Below are 15,732 nucleotides of genomic sequence, written 5' to 3'. Positions count from 1 at the left end.
TAGGAAATATGCAGTTGGAAAGGAGCGTCTTATGAAAGCAACAGATTTACTCGTTCAATGCTTAGAAAATGAGGGTGTTGAGTATATTTTTGGCATTATGGGAAAGGAAACCCTTGATTTGATGGATTCATTGTCCAAATCAAAACAAATTCAGTTTGTGAATGTCCGTCATGAACAAGGTGCAGCCTTTATGGCTGACGTATACGGCAGATTAACCAACAAGGTTGGTGTTTGCTTAGCGACATTAGGCCCTGGAGCCACTAACCTTCTGACCGGGATAGCAAGTGCTAATTTGGACCATTCCCCTGTTGTAGCCATTGCAGGACAAGCAGGCTTTGAAAGGCAGCACCAAGAATCACACCAATATGTAGATCTCGTTAAAGTATTTGAACCAGCCACAAAGTGGTCTGTTCAAATGAAAGATGTACAAACCCTATCGGCCATCATTCGGAAGGCATTTAGAGTAGCACAAATGGAAAAACCGGGTGCCGTTTTTATTGAACTGCCAGAGAACCTGGCACCACAAATGACTTCAGCCCAGCCAATACCTATAACACCTATTCCAAAATCAACACCTGTTTCACAATCATTAGAGGAAGCTCGTACTCTACTCCATCAAAGCCAAAAACCGCTTGTCATTGTAGGGAACGGAGTCATACGGCAAAAAGCCGTGAAAGAGCTCCGCACCTTTGTCGAGAAGCTTCAATCTCCAGTGATCCATAGCTTTATGGCAAAAGGGATTTTACCTAAAGATCATCCACTTAATTATTTTACGTTCGGTTTTAACAAGAAAGATGCTGGATTACCGATCATCGAGGAATCTGATCTATTGGTTGTGGTTGGTTATGATTTTGTTGAAGCACTTCCAAAGGACTGGAATAAGAAAAAGCTCCCTATTTTACATATTGATCCTCTGCCAGCAGAAATCGATGAACACTACCCGATTAAAGGGGAATTGGCCGGCGATTTAACAGAGTCATTCAAGGCGCTTAATCAACTCGATATAACTCCTAAAACATGGGTTCCAACAGGGAATGCGAAAGAAAAGGTTATGGAGTCTTATCAAATGAATTTAGGCCAGCAAGGGAATCAATCATTAACAGTAGAGAATATCTTAACCGTTATTGAAAAGCTGTCAACAGAACGGACCATTGTTGTTTCTGATGTAGGTGCCCACAAGGTATCCATTGCCCGTACCTACCAACCAAAACAAGCTGGCCGACTCATCATCTCCAATGGATTAGCCTCAATGGGAATTGCCCTGCCTGGTGCTATTGGTGCCAAATTAGCTTCTCCAGAAGCCCCTGTTATTTGTATCACTGGGGATGGAGGGGCATTAATGAATATCTCTGAAATCGAGACAGCAAAACGATTGGGTCTCTCTTTTATCATCATTGTTCTCAACAATTCTGCATTAAAACTAGAGGAACAAATGATGAAGGGAAAATTTGGACATACCTTTGGGACAGACTTTGGGAACCCTGACTATGTAAAGCTTGCTGAAGGATTTGGAATAAAAGGTGCAAGACCTACTCAGCTGAATGAATTTGAGCAAGTATTGAAGGATGCTTTGAATCAGACCGAGGATATTACACTGATTGAAATTCGCCATGAATAGACTTTTATTTTTCATTGCTGATTTTCATGTAGGTAGCGAATTCATAGGGGGAGAATTTCCGGTTAATGAATATGGAGGAAGTTTAAAAAGCAGATTAGGAGGAGATATTCCGATTAACTGCTCAAAATAAGACAAAATCCACAGAATTGAATAGTATAAACGGAAAAACTTCCTTTATTTTTAAGTTAATTTTGGTTTTTCATAATTTAAGCGGAATTATGCCGTTTATTTTTCAAACCGAGTGAAATCGACATTCCATTATAATAGAGCGTAAAAAAGGAGAAAACATTTCTAGCTAGCGTAGAAATGTTTTCCCCTTTTTATTTTCTTTACACAAGGTACAGATTAGCGCTTGTTAACCCCCTGATGATGATTAAACACTCTATCCACCATTGTATTAAATCCGCCATTTAAATCATCTGCTGCTCGTCCATTTTGTATTTGACCTCGATATTTTTTCATCTGTCTGACAAAGTCACGATTGGTAGAAATATATACATTTTGAATAGAGGCGTCTGCAGCCCGAACTTGTTGAGCGATTTGGTCTTCCACGTATGGGTAAAGTTCACCTTCAAAGTCATTAACCATAACAACCCCTACATAGGCATTACGGTTTGTAACAATGATATCCGCACGTTTCACTTCATCTAAGTTCTGTACGTTATCCTCTGCTTCTTTAGCTACTCTTAATCCAGTTCTAGTATTGTTTGTATTTGTGTTCGTATTTGTGTTGGTAAAGTTTAAATTTGGATTCCCTAAACTATTTGTTGTATCTAAAGCACCAAAATTGCGGTTACTCATCTCGCCGTGCTGATCGGCTTCTCTTCCTTCTTCTTTCATATTACACCCCGCAATTACTGCCGCAATGCAAAAGCAGGTCAATATGAGTTTAACTGTTTTCATATAATTCCTCCTAAAATGAGTTCATGCTTACAATTACCTTTATCCTCTATTTTTATGTAGAGATTGGGAGGATTTTTTTAAAAAGGAATAAATAGATACCATTTCAAACACACTAAACCATTGATGATTTTTGTTTGAGGAGGCTCCTTATGGATAGTGTATTTGATTATGAAGATATTCAATTAATTCCGGCCAAAAGTGTCGTGAATAGCCGAACAGAGTGTGATACAACCGTTTCTTTTGGCGGCAGAACCTTTAAGCTGCCTGTAGTTCCTGCCAATATGCAGACCATCATTGACGACAAGATTGCTATCTTCTTAGCGGAAAAAGGTTATTTCTATATCATGCACCGTTTTGAACCAGAAAAGCGGATGGATTTTATTAAAGACATGCACTTTCGCGGGTTATTCGCTTCTATTAGTGTTGGAGTCAAGCAGGAGGAGTATCGTTTCATTGAACATCTAGCAGAAGAACGGCTTAGTCCGGAATACATAACCATTGATATTGCACATGGTCATTCCAATGCTGTAATTCAAATGATCCAACATATTAAGCAGCACTTGCCCCAAAGTTTTGTGATTTCGGGCAATGTTGGAACGCCAGAGGCTGTCCGCGAGTTAGAACGAGCGGGTGCCGACGCGACAAAGGTTGGGATTGGACCTGGAAAGGTATGTATCACGAAGATTAAGACAGGATTCGGAACGGGCGGCTGGCAATTAGCGGCTCTCCGCTGGTGTGCAAAGGCAGCAAGTAAGCCGATTATCGCGGACGGCGGGATTCGTACCCATGGTGATATTGCGAAGTCCATACGGTTTGGTGCTTGTATGGTGATGATTGGCTCCCTATTTGCGGGTCACGAAGAATCTCCCGGCAAAACAATTGAAAAAGAAGGCAATCTTTATAAAGAATACTTCGGCTCCGCTTCTGAATATCAAAAAGGAGAACGCAAGAATGTCGAAGGTAAGAAGATGCTGGTGGAACACAAAGGTTCTTTACTCGATACTCTTGTCGAAATGGAGCAAGATCTACAATCCTCTATCTCCTATGCTGGCGGAAAGGAGTTAGAAGCCATCCGTCATGTCGATTATGTTATTGTAAAGAATTCTATTTTTAACGGGGATAAGTTTTAATAAAAGGACTAGCAGGATGACCTGTACTGCCGTGATTTTGTTAGGCAGATAAACAATGGATATATGCAGGTAAACAGGTCTTTATGCAGGTAAACATGTAAAAATCGCAGGTAGCGGAATCATTTTGGCAGGTAAAGGATTTTTTATGAAAAAAGTATTAGAAATCTGCACCTGCAGTCGAGCATTTATGCTTTAATTCGGGCAAAATATTCCATATATAGGAAAACATAACCCCTAAGCCAGGTCACAGCCTGGCTTTTTATGTGTCGGGTTGGGTGGCTGAATTTGTTAGGCAGATAAACAATGGATATATGCAGGTAAAATGAAATTTATGCAGGTAAGCGACTTAAAATTGCAGGTAGCGGAATCATTTTGGCAGGTAAAGGTTCCTTTTATAAAAAAGGTATCCAAAAACCAACCTGAATCCAGCCTTGAACTTGATTGAGCTTATAAAATCAGCAATACCGTTCCAATCGTTATAACAATACCGCCGATAATCGTATGTTTGGCCGCTTTTTCCTTTAAAATGCTAAAACTCAAAATCATCGTGAGTACCACGCTGAATTTATCAATGGGAGCAACGATTGAAACTTTGCCCATCGCCAGAGCAGCAAAATAACATAACCATGATAAACCAGTTGCCACCCCGGATAGAATTAAAAACAGGTACCCCTTTTTCGAAATGTCCTTCAACTTCTTATGTGTCCCTTGGAAAAATACAATCACCCAGGCAAATAACAGGATCACAATGGTGCGTAAAAAAGTTGCCACATTGGAGTCGACATCTTCCATTCCGACTTTTGCCAGTATCGAAGTTAAGGCAGCAAATACCGCCGCTAAAATTGCATACACAATATACCGCTGCGATCCTGAAAATCGTTTCTTATCTTCATTTTTTCCAATCAAAATAAACGTTCCTATTGCAATAATGGCTCCTCCAGCCATAATCAGAGGTTCGGCCGGCTCCCCTAAGACCAGAATAGAAAATATAATCGTCAGCACCACACTCGATTTATCAATCGGTACCACTTTGGAAACATCACCAATGGCAAGTGCTTTAAAGAAAAATAACCATGAAAAGCCTGTTGCAAAACCAGATAAGAGAATAAACCATAAAGCATTGGCTGAAATCAGAGAAATTGTCTCCAGCTTGCCTGTTATCATGACCATGGTAAAAGCCATAATTATTACCACTATTGTCCTAACAGCAGTCGCTAGGTTGGAGTTTACATTCTCAATTCCTAATTTTGCTAAAATGGCTGTAAATGACGCAAATAAAGCTGCTAATAATGCTAAAATAATACTCATTTTACACCTGCTTTTGTCCATAGTTATATGTATGATTATGAGGAATTCTTTGCACTCATGATAAGGAATTATGCCCTTTCCAGTTAAAGATAATTGATGGATTGTCGAAAATAAAATGAAATATTTTTATCATGGGTGAATATATATAGTTTAAAACCAAATTTTCACTGGAAAGGGGAGTCTTTTCTTATGGATATCTGCATTTCTTGTGGAAACGAATTATCTCTCCCAGAGAGAAATCGAAGTGAATGCTGGGATTGCAGGGATACGACAACCGAAGCCTATACTGAAGATGAATGAGTTAAGGTACTGATTTTAGTCTAGATCATCGAAATGATAGCCACTTATACAAGAGACACCCGATCACAATGGATCGGGTGTCTCTTCCTGTTTGTTATTCATTTACCCATGAAAGTCCAAGTGTCCCAACACCTGTATGCACACCGGCAACGGTTATGAGCATTAACTTTTCTGTTTCAATCGCTGGGAATGTTTCTTGTATGATTTTTTCAAGTCCGTCCGCTTTTTCCTGGTCGTTTGCATGTACAATAGCCACTTTCTGAACGGTTTTTGTATCCAGGTCTTCCTTTAAATGATTTACCAGCCAAGCGAGTGCCTTCTTTTCAGTTCGGACTTTATCCTTAATTTTTGCAGCGCCATCCTCAATCGATAAGATCGGCTTAATATTAAATAATGAGGCCAGTATTTTTTGACTTCCAGATACCCTGCCGCTTTTATGAAGCTGATCCAAGTTGGATGGTACCAAAAATAATCGAGTATGGTCACGCAGATTGTTTAATTGAGAAACTACTTCGTCTATTTCAAGTCCCTGTTCAACTAGTTCTATTCCCCTTTTCACCAGGAACGATAAAGGGAAGGAACCGGTACGTGAATCGATCGCAAACAATTTAAAACCAGCCATTTCCGCTGCCATAACAGAGGTTTGAAACGTGCCAGTTAAAGTACTAGAGGCGTGAATCGCTATACCAAAGTCATACTCTTCTTTTAACTTTTCATAAAGGTCGACGATATCACCGATATTTGGCTGAGATGATTGAAATTTTCCTTCCTCATTTTTCATTCGATGATAAAACTCTTCCTCGGTAATATCAATGGTTTCTTTGTAAAATTTATCGTTAATAACAACATGCAAGGGAATAACATGTATATGGTGCTTTTCAATAAACACTTTGCTAAGAGAAGCAGTTGTGTCCGTAATCCATGCAATTTTAGGCTTGTTCATATGATCACTTTCCTTTAATGAATTTCTCTCAATCTATATAGGAATAACGAAAATTAGTAGTATGGTAACGAGGTTAACATTACAAAAATGAATAATCTCTCACAAGTTATATTTGTCATACATGACAAAGTTTTTCAGGCATGGTAATCACAATTGTCACGGCTTTGACAAATTTATTTCAAAATTTACGTGTTTTTATTTAAATAGTGGTATAGTATAGGAAAGTATTTTTACTATTTCAAAAATATAATTATTATGGGTTTGAAACATGATTTTTCATTGAATTGTGTTTCAAACTGAATCTATTATTAAGATGAGGTGCGAGCATGAAACAGGAGATTTCATTTATTCCTAGAGAACAATTAAAAGCAAAGCCTGATACCGCTTCACTTGGTTTCGGGAAGTATTTCAGTGATTATATGTTTGTGATGGATTATCATAGCGAAAAAGGCTGGTATGATCCGAGAATTGCTCCTTATGAGCCTATAACACTTGAACCATCATCAATGGTTTTCCACTATGGACAAGCTATTTTCGAAGGAATGAAAGCATATAAGACGTCGGATGGTTCGATCCAGCTATTCCGTCCAGAGAAAAATATGAAGCGATTAAACGAGTCATGTGATAGGCTTTGTATTCCTCAAATTGATGAGGAGTTTTTATTAGAAGGAATTAAACGATTAATTATTACAGAGAAAGACTGGGTGCCGAATGGTGAGGGTACATCCCTTTATATTCGACCATTCATTTTTTCAACAGAGCCTTATCTTGGTGTTCGTCCTGCGAGCCAATACAAGTTGCTTGTCATCCTTTCTCCGTCTGGGGCCTATTATGGCAGTCAATTAAATCCGGTTAAAATATATGTAGAAGAGCAATATGTTCGTGCGGTTATTGGCGGTGTGGGTCATGTAAAGACAGCAGGTAACTATGCGGCCAGCTTAAAAGCACAGGAAAAGGCAGACGCAGGCGGCTACGCACAAATCCTTTGGCTTGACGCGAAAGAGAATAAATATGTCGAAGAAGTCGGCAGTATGAATATCTTCTTCAAAATCAATGGCGAAGTGGTAACTCCAAGATTAAATGGCAGCATTTTACCTGGAGTCACTCGTGATTCAGTCATTCAATTATTAAAATATTGGAATATCCCGGTGCGCGAAGAGAGAATCTCGATTGAAGAGGTCTTTGCGGCAAACGAGCGCGGTGAACTGGAGGAAGTCTTTGGAGCAGGAACTGCTGCCGTTATTTCCCCTGTTGGCGAACTAACTTGGAAAGACCAATCCATCGTTATTAACGATAATAATATCGGTGAGCTATCACAGGCTATTTATAATGAGATAACTGGAATACAGCTAGGGAAAAAAGAAGATCCATTTAATTGGACAGTGAAAGTTACTCAAATTGAAGGATAAACTACTGATATGGAGGATCCAGTTGTGCTGGATCCTTTTTTTTATGGAACGACTTTTTCTGTAATGAACTGAATATGGATATATAAAATTAGGAAGGCAATTTTTTGAAACAATGCTTCTTTATTTCTCGTCTTAGTTTATGAAAGACTTTTGATAAGAAAGGATCTACGACTTTGAGACTTAACTGGAAAGGCAGACTACTATTTACATTCATTATTGGTCTTATTATTTTATTTATTGCAGAAAACCCTATTGGCACCAGCATATTAAATCGTTTTAACATCGGTGGTACTGCTCCCATGCCAACGGAACTTCATCCAGTAGTGAGAGAAAGAAGCAATCAGTTAGTCCAACAAGCAGCTGATAAAGGAATTGTGATGGTGATAACCGATGACTTCCGTAGTGCAGAAGACCAAGACCGACTTTATGAACAAGGCCGGACAGCGGCTGGAAATATTGTAACTCATGCAAGAGGAGGAGAATCGTTTCACAACTTTGGGCTTGCCATTGATTTTGCCATAAAGACCCCCTCAGCAGATGTTATTTGGGATATGCAATATGATAGCAACCAAAATGGAAAATCGGATTGGGGCGAAGTGGTAGAAATGGCAAAAGCCCTAGGCTTTGAATGGGGCGGTGATTGGGCTCAATTTAAAGACTATCCCCACTTACAAATGAACTTTGGCCTAACACTAGCAGATCTGCAAAACGGGAAAAGGCCGGCAGATTTATCCTTAACGGCGGATACCCATTAAAGGGAAACAGTGAGGCACCTTCCTCACCTACACATCGTTTTTTAGAAAATAATAGTCCTGATTAGAAAATTAAGATCCAGTTTACCTGGATTTTTTTTATGCTCCTCTATCTTTATTTTGATGACGAAATACGCATCACTAGTAAACAGTGTTATGATTGATTGACAGTTATTGATTTTACAAACATTGTTAACAATACTAATAATAAATACAACTGATAGGATGAAGAGATGAGAACAGAAGTAAGGTTAAAGGTGAAATCAAAGTTTGTTAATAAATATAAAAGCGGCTACCCGCTTATCACAAAAGACACCATTATGAATCCTAATGTTCTAGATGAAGAAGGTAGCACCATAAACCTTGTTGATGAAAAGAACAACTTTATTTCTAAAGGCTATTATGGTAAGCAAAATAAAGGCCTCGGTTGGGTGCTTAGCGCTAAAGAAAGTGAAAAGTTTGATCATAGCTTTTTTCAAAAGACTTTGAAGGCTGCCTTCGATCAAAGAGAATTTTTTTACAACAGTTCTGAAACAACAGCATTTCGAGTGTTTAATGGTGAAGGCGATGGAATCGGTGGTTTAACGATTGATTACTTTGATGGTTATTACTTGATTACCTGGTACAGCTTAGGCATTTACCATTTTCGAGAATTTATTATAGATTCATTGAAGGAATTAGTGGAGTATAAAGCCATCTATCAGAAAAAGCGTTTTGATGAAAGTGGTAAATACATTGAAGAGGATGACTTCGTCACAGGTAAACGAGGAGAGTTCCCAGTTATCGTGAAGGAAAACGGCGTCAATATTGCCGTTTATTTAAATGAAAGTGCTATGGTAGGTGTATTCTTAGATCAAAAGGATGTAAGAAAAGCATTAAGAGATAGGTATACACAAGGGAAACGGGTATTAAATACATTCTCCTATACCGGAGTGTTTTCAGTGTTTTCCGCTTTAGGCGGCGCAAAAAAAACGACAAGTGTCGACCTTGCTAATCGTAGCAAACGTAAAACAATTGAGCAATTCCAAGTGAATGGAATAGCATATGAGGATCAAGATATCATTGTAGAGGATGTTTTCAACTACTTCAAATATGCTGTAAGAAAAGGGCTACTGTTTGATGTCGTTATTCTTGATCCTCCAAGTTTCGCAAAATCAAAAAAGTTTGTCTTCAGTGCCGAAAAAGATTATAAGAACCTGTTAAAGGATGCCATCTCAATAACGGAGGATAACGGGACGATCCTCGCATCCACCAATTCTAGCTCTTTTAATATGGACAAATTTAAAGGGTTCATAGATACAGCCTTTAAGGAATCAAAAAAACGCTATAAAATAATGGAAGAATACTCACTTCCTGACGACTTCCGAACCAATAAACATTACCCAGAATCGGACTACCTAAAAGTAGTTTTCATTAAAAAGATAGGATAAAGTTCCAGTTCCTAGGAATTTACTGTCCACCCCACACGGACAGTGTCCACGAGTGGTGCCTGTCACCGCAGTCCCTGCGGTGACAGGCACCTTTGCTCTTGAATTTTATAGAATTTTCTGCTATTATTATTAATAATTAAATATTTTCTTACTTCATTACCTTGAAGTGAGGATAGAGGCGCAAAGACCATAAGTACGCAATAGGAGGATAATGAGGTCCTATGATGATTGTGGAAAGGGGAATTTGCCGAAGTGGATAGAATCTCATTTGTCTATGCCGCTGGTTCTGCTATTGAATAAATACAGAACTGTCATATAGTTGACTATATGGAGGGCTATCTTACGCAAAGGAACGGTTTTAAATTATGTTTCTACTGCAGTAGCGAGCCTTCGTTGCTGCTTTTTTGCGTTTACTATTGATTGACCTGATCTACCTCTAATTTTTATTAAAAATTATGTAAAGGGTGAGCTTGATGATTTTTGGCCAAGTTTTAACAGCTATGGTGACGCCATTTGATCAACATGGAGAGATTGACTATCACGCAGCTAGAGCACTAGTAAATTACTTAATTGCTAATGGTACGGATGGATTAGTAGTTGCAGGAACCACTGGAGAATCTCCAACATTAACAACAGAGGAAAAAATAGAGTTATTTAAATTCGTGGTCGAAGTTGCAGCCGGCAGGGTGCCTGTCATTGCTGGAACTGGCTCTAATAACACGAGAGCATCTATCAGCTTAACGAAACAGGCAGAAGCAGCAGGTGTTGATGGAATTATGCTCGTAGCTCCATACTACAATAAACCATCTCAAGAAGGGTTATTTCAGCATTTTAAAGCCATTGCGGAAGCTACTTCCTTACCGATAATGCTTTATAATATTCCTGGACGCTGTGCCGTCAACATCTCCGTAGAAACCATTGTCCGCCTCTCAGAAATTAGTAATATTGTGGCGGTAAAAGAAGCAAGCGGCGATTTAGATGCCATGGCAGAAATCATTGGCCGTACTCCGGATACATTTACCTTGTACAGTGGTGATGATGGACTAACTATACCAGTCCTAGCCATCGGCGGCGCAGGTGTTGTGTCTGTTGCTTCGCATATCATTGGCAATCAAATGCAGGAGATGGTTACACTATTTAAAAATGGACGTGTTCAAGAAGCAGCTGTTTTACACCGCAGCCTTCTCCCAATTATGAAAGCATTATTTGCAGCACCTAACCCTACACCAGTAAAAGCTGCATTAAATATGCAAGGTGTCCAGGTTGGGGAAGTCCGTCTTCCCATGATTCCCTTGAATGATGAAGAAAAGACTGCACTGCAAAAAGTACTCCCAATTAACACCCTGGTTTAATCTGATTATCATTCCTGTCCCTTCGTGGGGCAGGTTCTTTTTTTACAAAAAATTAATACTCAAATATTCACAAATATTACAATTCTCATGATAATCCTCTTCCCTATAAAATTGTATAATACAAATGGTTACATCCAATTCCCCTGATTTAACCTCTCTACTACGCCCCTAAAAAAACACTGAAAGCAGGTCGATTTATGAAAATTAGTAAAAAGAAAAATTCTAGAGGTAAAAACATGCCGGAAATAAACGCATGGGCAATTCCTATGACAACTCCACAAGAAAGAAAGAGCGTATTTATGGACTTAGCGACAAGTTCTGAATTTGGAATGAGGAATCGAGGTCTTGTCTTTTACTATGGAAAGGACTTAATTGCATACAAACGTGAAAAATCCTCTGACGAAAATCGCAACGAATTTCTCCGGGTTCTATCAAAATTTATGACCGATTGTTTAGAAGATGATTGTCCTTCCTCTTGGGATCTCTGTGGGTCCTCATTCTGGGAAAAACTCATTTATTACTTTTATCCCCAAAACATATCAATCTCACCAGCTATGAAGGAAGCAGCTAACTTCCTAATCCAATTGAAAAAGTTTGTTCAATGGCTTGATAAAAGAGTTGGTACTCATTATTATCCTGCTATCGAAAAATCCACTTCAGAAGCTTCTCTTCATTTACAATCCTGTGAAAAACTATTAAATGTCCTCTTTTTCAAACACTTTCCGCAAGCTTATAGTCCTGACTGGAATCCAGAACAAGACATCGAAAACTTAACACTAAATGGCGCCCATTTTGTAAATACTCAGGAAGGTGTATTCGAGGTCACAAGCAAAATTGAAGACACATGTGTATTAACTGATTTGGGTTCTCATAAATCGTATTATGTAAAAGATTTGCCGACTGTTAATGTGGAATTAGGTATGATCTTAAGTGGTGTCATCGGCAGGCGAAAAGGTGACAAACATTGGCATTGGTATATTAGCGTTGCGGTTAATCCACCGCAGGCAAAAAATTATATTCCCACTTTTCTTACCTGTTAATCAAACGTTTGATTAGATTTGTACCCTTAAAATCAGTTCTATTGCCTTTATCCATAAACTGTTTGGAATTTATTGAGACAGGATAAACTAATGGGAGGTAAAAACTGGTATAGGGAGAGAATTAAATGTCTAAGGTTCTTGATGAACGTTTGAACTACTTAGGACGAAATCTATTGTCGGGATGTTTACTAGGGATCGGTTTTGTCGCTTTTGTCGATGAGGCTGTGTTCCACCAGCTCCTGCACTGGCACCATTTCTATGATAAATCTACCCCTGATATTGGTCTGGTATCAGATGGGATTTTTCATGCATTTAGCTGGTTCTCAACGGTAGCAGGGTTATTTCTGGTTCCTGACCTTCGTCGTAGAAATGCTTGGTGGCCAAAGAGATGGTTTGGAGGATTTCTTTTGGGCGGAGGCGGATTTAATTTATACGATGGTACGGTTCAACATAAAATCATGAGGATTCATCAAATTCGCTATAACGTCGAAATTGCACCTTACGATTGGGTATGGAATATACTCGCGGTTCTCATACTAGTTGTTGGATTTATCATCATTTTTCGGACTAGCCGGGAATCAAAAACGATGGACGGTACAGTCTAAATGGAACATCACCATGTCCATCAAGCAAATGAGCTGTCAAATGAACTTCTTTTAGCTCTCCCTTTTGTCCTGGCTGTATTGATTTATCTTCTATTAGGATTAGTCTCTAACCAACGTCATAAGCGATGGCCGATTTATCGATACATGTACTGGGTATCCGGCGTTTTTTCAGCAGCTGCTGCACTAATCGGTCCTGTCGCCGACCTTGCTCATGAAAATTTCACGGCCCATATGATCGGCCATTTGTTTCTTGGAATGCTAGCACCTCTTCTTTTAGCACATGCCGCTCCAATGACTCTATTAATGAGAACACTAAGTGTTGGACATGCTAGAAAACTCTCCCGCATTTTAAAGAGTTTTCCAGTTAGCATCTTTTGCCATCCACTTGTTGCCTCTATACTCAATATCGGAGGTTTATGGGTATTATATACGACAGACCTGTACGCAGCAATGCACCAATATAACCTTCTTCATACGATTATACATCTGCATGTATTCTTGGCAGGATATCTTTATACCATTTCGATTATCTATATTGATCCCCTCCCCCATCGGTATAGTTTTATTTTTCGAGCAATCGTTCTAATTCTGTCGTTAGCCGCCCACGGAATCCTTTCAAAGTACATTTATGCTTATCCCCCCGCTGGTGTACCAATTGAACAGGCACAAGTGGGAGGAATGATCATGTATTATGGCGGGGATATGATAGAAATTATCCTGATATTCTTATTCTGCCGACAATGGTATAAGGCTGCCCGACCACGAACCTCTGTGTCGTTAAGTCATTAAAAATAATATAAGAACACCTAAAAAACCTGTATAGATGAATAAGGTATCATCTATACTGGTTTTTCATTGAACTCATTTATAAATTTTACTAATCTTGTCTATCATGGTAATTAATAAGGAATGAAGGAACCGAGAAACTCATCCACAAATGCCTCTTGACCTGCATAAGTTTAGCTTTACGAAAATATGATAAAATAAATATCCTAAAAAAGGAGTTGTTTAAATGGTTATCTTTAATAAAATCGCTCTATTTTTTGTTATTTTATACTCAGTCATCATTATCTTAAATACTTATTTAGGAGAAACGGAACGGGTACAATCAAATGTAATTTACTTTTTAATGAATGGTTTTGCATATATTGTATCAGCCATGGATATGGAAAAAAGAAAAGTGGAACTATCGAAGCCATAATATTTTCTGAACCTTTAAGAAGTTAATTAAACGTTTGATTAGTTCATCGAAAATCCTTTTACACAAAGGTTCAACCCCTTTAATCAAACGTTTGATTAGTTTTTTTTTCTGCTGCTTCCTTTAATTCTATTGAACGTGTAACAATAATTTTTTTGAAATATTTAGCTAAGAACCATTTATCCATTAACACTCCAATTGGACCCAACCATAAATGATATTGAATATGATCAATCATTGTCGTTCCCTTTTCTTCTTCAATGAACTGATGGATATATATGAAAGTTTTAAATGGGCCCTTAACCATTTTTTCTACAAAACTATGAGGCTTTTCCATGAATATAATCCTCGAAGTAATCCTTTGTTTAATCCCAAAGTTAACACATTCCCAAGTTACACAATCACCTTCCCCTGGCAAACCTTCTGTCAGACCTCCGACAGTCTTTCCTGTACCTTTCAACGGAGTTTGTGGGTGAATGCCGAAGCCTCTAGCTACGTCAAAACAAACCTCAATGGGCGCATGAATAAATTGTTTATGTTCTAATAGGGGCATTTCTACCGCCTCCATTCATCACCTTCATCATAGAGTATTCCAGCTGACGATGTACTCAGTATGCTCCGTTGGGAGTTGTATACTTGGTTCTTCCACAGACCAATGACCTTGTATCTCCAATTCCTTACAAGCTAACTCAAACTGCCCCATGGCAATTCCCATATCTAAAAGCTGCATGTCATATCCAAGTTTCGAACTATAATTGGGTGTATGCTCAATGTAAAAATGACAGACCTCTCTATCGCTGGACATTAAAAGTCGCCAAGGCTGTTTATTAGATGCGGAAGGGCCAAGCCTGACCATTTCAATAGGTAATTCCAGTGATCCTGCATTTTCTCTTTTCAATGGAACTTCAAATGAAGTGTCATAAAACAGCTGATCCCATGGTTTTTTATTATCAGCCTTAACCACGTATCGGAGTGCCTTATCAAATACCCGTTGTTTTTGGTTCGGATATCCAATTGGTGTTATGCAGGGGATAAATTCACCTTCACCCAGCTGGATTTCCTTTTCAAACGAATTTCGGTTGAACGTTCCCCCCATCCAGCAAGTACCGACTTCTAACCCCGTTAACCATATTACTAGTTTTTGAAAGGTATAGGCAAACTCAACAAGGGAGTATTTACTGTTTCGTGCCACACCTGCCAAATATCCCTGTGGATTTTTAATAAATCCGTATGTACCAAGCTTAATGCCTTTATCGCTTACATTATTTGTTACCGGTATGAACTCGATTCTTCCCCTATTCCCAAATGGTCCAACTAAGTTTTCATCATTGGTTATGTATTCCTTTATATCTTTAACATGGGAATCTTTTATGTTTTGAGTATCAAAGTTTCTAATCGATTGTCGTTTTTTCATTAAATCGATCGTTAATTTATTAAACATCATCCTTAACCCACCTTTCTCAACACTATTTTAACCATCCCGTTATTAAATTCCTAGAATAAGCTAATCATTCCTCTTTAAAAAAGTCCAAAAAAAGAGTGATTACTATAATAGCAATCACTCTTTTCGAAGTATTTATGGGCCTAAATGGACTCGAACCATCGACCTCACGCTTATCAGGCGTGCGCTCTAACCAGCTGAGCTATAGGCCCTTAATTGGAGCGGGTGATGAGAATCGAACTCACAACATCAGCTTGGAAGGCTGAGGTTTTACCACTAAACTACACCCGCGTAAAGAAAAAA

15 protein-coding genes, 2 tRNA genes and 1 riboswitch are annotated in these 15,732 nt (G+C 38.7%); of the genes, 10 read left to right on the top strand and 7 right to left on the bottom strand.

Features of this window, described 5'->3' with window-relative positions:
- The first annotated feature begins 31 nt into the window (after positions 1 to 31).
- Complete coding sequence (locus tag BANA01_RS25665; protein WP_063255281.1) at positions 32 to 1,618, top strand: acetolactate synthase large subunit; 1,587 nt, start codon at positions 32 to 34, stop codon at positions 1,616 to 1,618.
- A gap of 345 nt (positions 1,619 to 1,963) precedes the next feature.
- On the opposite strand, the gene BANA01_RS25660 is transcribed toward BANA01_RS25665, so the two are convergent.
- Positions 1,964 to 2,521, bottom strand: a complete 558-nt coding sequence (locus BANA01_RS25660) for a YhcN/YlaJ family sporulation lipoprotein (RefSeq protein ID WP_063255280.1) — start codon at positions 2,519 to 2,521, stop codon at positions 1,964 to 1,966.
- Between the two features lie 149 nt (positions 2,522 to 2,670).
- On the opposite strand from BANA01_RS25660, the gene guaC reads away from it, so the two are divergent.
- Entirely contained in the window at positions 2,671 to 3,651 is a 981-nt protein-coding gene (gene guaC / locus BANA01_RS25655; protein WP_063255279.1) for a GMP reductase, read from the top strand.
- 447 nt (positions 3,652 to 4,098) lie between these two features.
- Here guaC and BANA01_RS25650 read toward each other — a convergent pair whose 3' ends face one another.
- Entirely contained in the window at positions 4,099 to 4,959 is an 861-nt protein-coding gene (locus BANA01_RS25650; RefSeq protein ID WP_063255277.1) for an EamA family transporter, read from the bottom strand.
- 394 nt (positions 4,960 to 5,353) lie between these two features.
- The gene (locus BANA01_RS25645; protein WP_063255276.1) at positions 5,354 to 6,202 is read right to left on the bottom strand and encodes a DegV family protein; all 849 of its coding nucleotides are present in this window, start codon (positions 6,200 to 6,202) and stop codon (positions 5,354 to 5,356) included.
- A 326-nt stretch (positions 6,203 to 6,528) separates the two neighbouring features.
- Between BANA01_RS25645 and BANA01_RS25640 the strand changes: the two genes are divergently transcribed.
- The 8 genes from BANA01_RS25640 to BANA01_RS25605 all read left to right on the top strand — a co-directional run bounded on the left by BANA01_RS25640 (position 6,529) and on the right by BANA01_RS25605 (position 13,991).
- Positions 6,529 to 7,611 (top strand): branched-chain amino acid aminotransferase, encoded by a 1,083-nt coding sequence (locus BANA01_RS25640; RefSeq protein ID WP_063255275.1) that lies wholly within the window; start codon positions 6,529 to 6,531, stop codon positions 7,609 to 7,611.
- A 173-nt stretch (positions 7,612 to 7,784) separates the two neighbouring features.
- Positions 7,785 to 8,366 (top strand): M15 family metallopeptidase, encoded by a 582-nt coding sequence (locus BANA01_RS25635; protein ID WP_411834477.1) that lies wholly within the window; start codon positions 7,785 to 7,787, stop codon positions 8,364 to 8,366.
- Between the two features lie 230 nt (positions 8,367 to 8,596).
- Positions 8,597 to 9,793: a class I SAM-dependent rRNA methyltransferase gene (locus BANA01_RS25630; protein ID WP_063255274.1), complete on the top strand. Its 1,197-nt coding sequence runs from the start codon at positions 8,597 to 8,599 to the stop codon at positions 9,791 to 9,793.
- Positions 9,794 to 9,958: 165 nt separating this feature from the next.
- Positions 9,959 to 10,139, top strand: a riboswitch (Lysine riboswitch).
- A 127-nt stretch (positions 10,140 to 10,266) separates the two neighbouring features.
- Positions 10,267 to 11,145 carry a 4-hydroxy-tetrahydrodipicolinate synthase gene (gene dapA / locus BANA01_RS25625; protein WP_063255273.1) on the top strand — a complete coding sequence of 293 codons (879 nt, stop codon included), beginning with the start codon at positions 10,267 to 10,269 and terminating at the stop codon, positions 11,143 to 11,145.
- 197 nt (positions 11,146 to 11,342) lie between these two features.
- Positions 11,343 to 12,185 (top strand): hypothetical protein, encoded by an 843-nt coding sequence (locus tag BANA01_RS25620; RefSeq protein ID WP_063255272.1) that lies wholly within the window; start codon positions 11,343 to 11,345, stop codon positions 12,183 to 12,185.
- Positions 12,186 to 12,310: 125 nt separating this feature from the next.
- Positions 12,311 to 12,790, top strand: a complete 480-nt coding sequence (locus tag BANA01_RS25615) for a DUF2243 domain-containing protein (RefSeq protein ID WP_063255270.1) — start codon at positions 12,311 to 12,313, stop codon at positions 12,788 to 12,790.
- Positions 12,791 to 13,579 (top strand): cytochrome c oxidase assembly protein, encoded by a 789-nt coding sequence (locus tag BANA01_RS25610; protein WP_063255268.1) that lies wholly within the window; start codon positions 12,791 to 12,793, stop codon positions 13,577 to 13,579.
- Between the two features lie 223 nt (positions 13,580 to 13,802).
- Positions 13,803 to 13,991: a hypothetical protein gene (locus BANA01_RS25605; protein WP_063255267.1), complete on the top strand. Its 189-nt coding sequence runs from the start codon at positions 13,803 to 13,805 to the stop codon at positions 13,989 to 13,991.
- Between the two features lie 79 nt (positions 13,992 to 14,070).
- On the opposite strand, the gene BANA01_RS25600 is transcribed toward BANA01_RS25605, so the two are convergent.
- The 4 genes from BANA01_RS25600 to BANA01_RS25585 form a co-directional block, all read right to left on the bottom strand.
- Positions 14,071 to 14,556 (bottom strand): SRPBCC family protein, encoded by a 486-nt coding sequence (locus BANA01_RS25600; protein WP_235847236.1) that lies wholly within the window; start codon positions 14,554 to 14,556, stop codon positions 14,071 to 14,073.
- Positions 14,557 to 14,568: 12 nt separating this feature from the next.
- Positions 14,569 to 15,432: a nitroreductase family protein gene (locus tag BANA01_RS25595; RefSeq protein ID WP_063255264.1), complete on the bottom strand. Its 864-nt coding sequence runs from the start codon at positions 15,430 to 15,432 to the stop codon at positions 14,569 to 14,571.
- 135 nt (positions 15,433 to 15,567) lie between these two features.
- Positions 15,568 to 15,641, bottom strand: a tRNA-Ile gene (locus BANA01_RS25590).
- A 5-nt stretch (positions 15,642 to 15,646) separates the two neighbouring features.
- Positions 15,647 to 15,720: transfer RNA gene (locus BANA01_RS25585), tRNA-Gly, on the bottom strand.
- Between the last annotated feature and the right edge of the window lie 12 nt (positions 15,721 to 15,732).

Origin of the sequence: Neobacillus niacini NBRC 15566 (genome assembly GCF_001591505.1) — a bacterium.
GTDB classification, from domain to species: domain Bacteria; phylum Bacillota; class Bacilli; order Bacillales; family Cytobacillaceae; genus Neobacillus; species Neobacillus niacini.
The sequence above is the reverse complement of the archived record's forward strand: the minus strand, read 5'-3'. Positions and strand labels throughout refer to the sequence as shown.

Excerpts from the sequence above, each read along its gene's own strand:
- BANA01_RS25595 (WP_063255264.1), bottom strand. The coding sequence starts at position 15,432 with ATGATGTTTAATAAATTAACGATCGATTTAATGAAAAAACGACAATCG.
- BANA01_RS25660 (WP_063255280.1), bottom strand. The coding sequence starts at position 2,521 with ATGAAAACAGTTAAACTCATATTGACCTGCTTTTGCATTGCGGCAGTA.
- BANA01_RS25665 (WP_063255281.1), top strand. The coding sequence starts at position 32 with ATGAAAGCAACAGATTTACTCGTTCAATGCTTAGAAAATGAGGGTGTT.
- dapA (WP_063255273.1), top strand. The coding sequence starts at position 10,267 with ATGATTTTTGGCCAAGTTTTAACAGCTATGGTGACGCCATTTGATCAA.
- BANA01_RS25620 (WP_063255272.1), top strand. The coding sequence starts at position 11,343 with ATGAAAATTAGTAAAAAGAAAAATTCTAGAGGTAAAAACATGCCGGAA.
- BANA01_RS25605 (WP_063255267.1), top strand. The coding sequence starts at position 13,803 with ATGGTTATCTTTAATAAAATCGCTCTATTTTTTGTTATTTTATACTCA.
- BANA01_RS25640 (WP_063255275.1), top strand. The coding sequence starts at position 6,529 with ATGAAACAGGAGATTTCATTTATTCCTAGAGAACAATTAAAAGCAAAG.
- BANA01_RS25650 (WP_063255277.1), bottom strand. The coding sequence starts at position 4,959 with ATGAGTATTATTTTAGCATTATTAGCAGCTTTATTTGCGTCATTTACA.
- BANA01_RS25610 (WP_063255268.1), top strand. The coding sequence starts at position 12,791 with ATGGAACATCACCATGTCCATCAAGCAAATGAGCTGTCAAATGAACTT.
- BANA01_RS25630 (WP_063255274.1), top strand. The coding sequence starts at position 8,597 with ATGAGAACAGAAGTAAGGTTAAAGGTGAAATCAAAGTTTGTTAATAAA.
- guaC (WP_063255279.1), top strand. The coding sequence starts at position 2,671 with ATGGATAGTGTATTTGATTATGAAGATATTCAATTAATTCCGGCCAAA.
- BANA01_RS25615 (WP_063255270.1), top strand. The coding sequence starts at position 12,311 with ATGTCTAAGGTTCTTGATGAACGTTTGAACTACTTAGGACGAAATCTA.
- BANA01_RS25600 (WP_235847236.1), bottom strand. The coding sequence starts at position 14,556 with ATGGAGGCGGTAGAAATGCCCCTATTAGAACATAAACAATTTATTCAT.
- BANA01_RS25645 (WP_063255276.1), bottom strand. The coding sequence starts at position 6,202 with ATGAACAAGCCTAAAATTGCATGGATTACGGACACAACTGCTTCTCTT.